Genomic DNA, 3,082 nt, shown 5'->3' with positions numbered 1-3,082 from the left:
CAAGGGTTATGCCGATGTTGGGGTTATGCCGACCGGCGGCGGGTCGTGCCTGGTGGGAGTCGTGCCAGGTTCGGATTCGTCGGCATAATCACATACGATGACGCGAGCGTGATGCTGGTCTTCCTTGCAACTATTGGTTAGGAGACCAGCGTGAGCAGTAGCGATGATTTGTCCGTGCGTAATCTCCATACGGAGTTGGCGCTCAACGCTTTTGAGCATTTTCTGTCGGCAGACAAGGGTCTGTCGGTCACTACGCGGGAGTGTTATCTCCGCCATGTTCTGCCGTTCCTGACCGAGATGGGTGGTGACACGGCCGGCACGGTCGATGTGGGTGCTGTGTCTGCTCAGCGCGTCCGTTCCTACGTGACCGATCTTGGCGGTCGGTATTCGCCGCAGTCGTTGAAGCTCATCGCCACGGCGATCAGGTCGTTTCTGGGGTTCGCCTGGATGTCGGGCTGGACGGCCTGCGATCTCAGGCCGGCGGTTGGCGTGGTGGTGACCCACAGGTTCGGTCGGCTTCCCAAGGCATTGGCGGCCGACGATCTGAAGCGGCTATTGGCGGTTCCGGACCGCCGAACGACGATGGGATCTCGGGACTACGCCCTGCTCGTTGTGTTATCCCGGCTGGGTCTGCGTGCTGGCGAGGTCGCCGGGTTACGCCTCGACGATTTCGATTGGCGGGCAGCGACACTGTCTCCGACGGTGAAGGGCGGCCGAAGGTTGCGCCTCCCGATACCCCACGACGTGGGGCGGTCAGTGGTGGCCTACTTGCACCGGCGCCCAACTGGGGTCGCGACTCGGGAAGTATTCCTGCAGGTCCGAGGTGCACCGAGGCCGATGACGTCGCGAGCTGTCAGCCAGGTGGTGGCCAGGTGTGCAACTCGGGCGGGGTTGGGCACGGTTCGGGCGCATCGGCTGCGCCACTCGGCGGCCCGCGCCATTCTGTGCGGCGGCGGTAACTTGGCCGAGGTTGGCGAATTGCTCGGTCATTCAAATGGCCAAGTGACCATGGCCTATGCCTCGTTCGATCTGCAGTCGCTGGCAGCTCTTGTCCGTCCCTGGCCGGTGGAGGTTGATCATGCTTGAGCTGTCGATGCTGGTCGGCGACTACATGACGTTCCGGGCTGCTCGGGGTTTCCAGCCGAACCGCAAGGTCGAACACCTTCTGATCCAGTTCGCGGCCAGTGTGGCTGCTGAACGTGACGATGGCCTGCTGTTCTCCCAGGGGGACGCCCTGGCGTGGGCGCACGCACCCGTGGGAGCTCAACCGTCATGGTTGTCAGACCGGCTGTCTGTCGTCAGAGGGTTCGCGTACTACCTGGCCGGCTCCGGCCTGCCCGTGGGTGTGCCCGCCGTCCGTCTCGGTGCCAGCGGATCCCGCCGCGCGACGCCATATCTCTACTCGGTCAACGACATCCGCGTGCTGGTCGCGACGGCGCACGAGTTGTTCACGCCGTTACGTGCGGCAACGATGACGACGCTGATCGGTCTGCTGGCGGTCACGGGAATGCGCATCGGTGAAACCGTGCGGCTCGCGGTCAGCGATCTCGATCTCGACCAGGGCATCATCGTGATCGCTCATGCGAAGCTCGGCCGTCAACGCATGGTCAGGCTCGACCAGACTTCTTGCGACGCGCTGGGCGGGTATCTCAGCAGCCGGGCCCGGCGCCGGTTCGACACCGGAGCCGAAAGCGCCTTGTTCGTCACGCAGAAGGGCACCGCGCTCACCGTGCACACCGCTGAAGGCGCGTTCCACCAACTGGTGCAACACGCGGGTCTGCCGGCCCGGCCCGGTGCCCGCCCGCGCCTGCACGACTTCCGGCACACGTTCGCAACGCAAACCATGATCGACGCCTACCGCTGTGATCGAGATCCAGCACGAACGCTGACGCTGTTGTCGGTGTGGCTCGGGCATTCCAACCCCGCCGACACCTACTGGTATCTGCAGGCCGCGCCCGAGATCGCCGAGGTCGCGGTACGACGACTCGGATCGGGCACGACGTCATGACGGCGCTGGCTCCGATCTTGCAGGAGTTCTTCACCGCGCATCTGGTCGGTCAGCGCGCCGTGAGTGCTGCCACGATTCGGGCTTACCGCGACACCTGGCGGCTCTTCTTGGCGTTTCTGTCCGGCCGGGAACACGTTCCGGCTTACCGACTGGAAACCAGCCACGTGAATGCGGATGAGGTGATCGCGTTTCTCGACTACCTCGAAACCGACCGCGGCAATAGCGTCGCCACCAGGAACCTTCGGCTCGCGGCGATCAAAGCGACGATGGCGTTTCACGCCACCAGGGCACCTGAGGCGCTGGACACCATCGCGCGAATCCACACCATCCCTGTCAAGAAGTACCCCAGACCGGAAGTCACTTTCCTGACGCACGGGGAGACCCAGGCTCTGCTGGATGCGATCACCGCCGATACTTGGACTGGCAGACGCGACCGCGCCATGTTCACCCTGGCGATCCAAACCGGGTTGAGACTCGGCGAAATCACCGAATTGTCCCTCACCAGTGTCCATCTCGGCGCTGCACCGCACGTGTCCTGCACCGGCAAGGGACGCAAGACCCGCACCACCCCGTTGACATCAACGACTGCATCCCTGCTCAAGGCGTACACCCACGAACGGTCGGCCCGGCCCGGAGAGGCCTTCTTCCCGAATCCACACGGTTGCCCGCTCTCCGCCGACGCCGTTCAGCGAAGACTCGCTCTGCATCTGGTCAACGCCGCATCCACGTGCCCCGGCATCGCCAACAAGCACGTCACCGTGCACACCCTGCGACACACCGCCGCGATGCGTTTCCTCGAGGCTGGTGTCGACGCCGCTGTCATCGCTCTATGGCTCGGCCACGAATCACAAGCAACGACAAGCATTTACCTCCACGCAGACATCGACATCAAACGCAGAGCCCTCGAACGTACCCGTCAGCCCAACACTCGCGTCGGCGAATACCACCCCGCCGACCCCCTGCTCACCTGGCTGCAAGGTCTGTGATTATGCCGACCAATCCGAACCTGGCACGACTCCCACCAGGCACGACCCGCCGCCGGTCGGCATAACCCCAACATCGGCATAACCCTTC

General features: G+C 64.0%; 3 protein-coding genes. All 3 read left to right on the top strand.

Annotated features, from left to right (window positions below):
• Positions 1-150: 150 nt before the first annotated feature.
• From CRM90_RS29710 to CRM90_RS29700, 3 genes are read left to right on the top strand one after another with little or no spacing between them, the layout of a single operon-like run.
• Positions 151-1,086, top strand: a complete 936-nt coding sequence (locus CRM90_RS29710; RefSeq protein ID WP_102810414.1) for a tyrosine-type recombinase/integrase — start codon at positions 151-153, stop codon at positions 1,084-1,086.
• Positions 1,079-2,008, top strand: a complete 930-nt coding sequence (locus CRM90_RS29705; RefSeq protein ID WP_158249090.1) for a tyrosine-type recombinase/integrase — start codon at positions 1,079-1,081, stop codon at positions 2,006-2,008. Before CRM90_RS29710 ends, CRM90_RS29705 begins: the two co-directional genes overlap by 8 nt.
• Positions 2,005-2,994: a tyrosine-type recombinase/integrase gene (locus tag CRM90_RS29700; RefSeq protein WP_102810412.1), complete on the top strand. Its 990-nt coding sequence runs from the start codon at positions 2,005-2,007 to the stop codon at positions 2,992-2,994. Before CRM90_RS29705 ends, CRM90_RS29700 begins: the two co-directional genes overlap by 4 nt.
• The last annotated feature ends 88 nt before the right edge of the window (positions 2,995-3,082 follow it).

This window comes from Mycobacterium sp. ENV421 (assembly GCF_002887815.1).
In the GTDB taxonomy this organism is placed as follows: domain Bacteria; phylum Actinomycetota; class Actinomycetes; order Mycobacteriales; family Mycobacteriaceae; genus Mycobacterium.
This window is presented reverse-complemented; position numbering and strand designations above follow the sequence as displayed.

Bases quoted from the DNA above. Each gene is read 5' to 3' on its own strand.
- CRM90_RS29705 (WP_158249090.1), top strand. From the start codon at position 1,079: ATGCTTGAGCTGTCGATGCTGGTCGGCGACTACATGACGTTCCGGGCT.
- CRM90_RS29700 (WP_102810412.1), top strand. From the start codon at position 2,005: ATGACGGCGCTGGCTCCGATCTTGCAGGAGTTCTTCACCGCGCATCTG.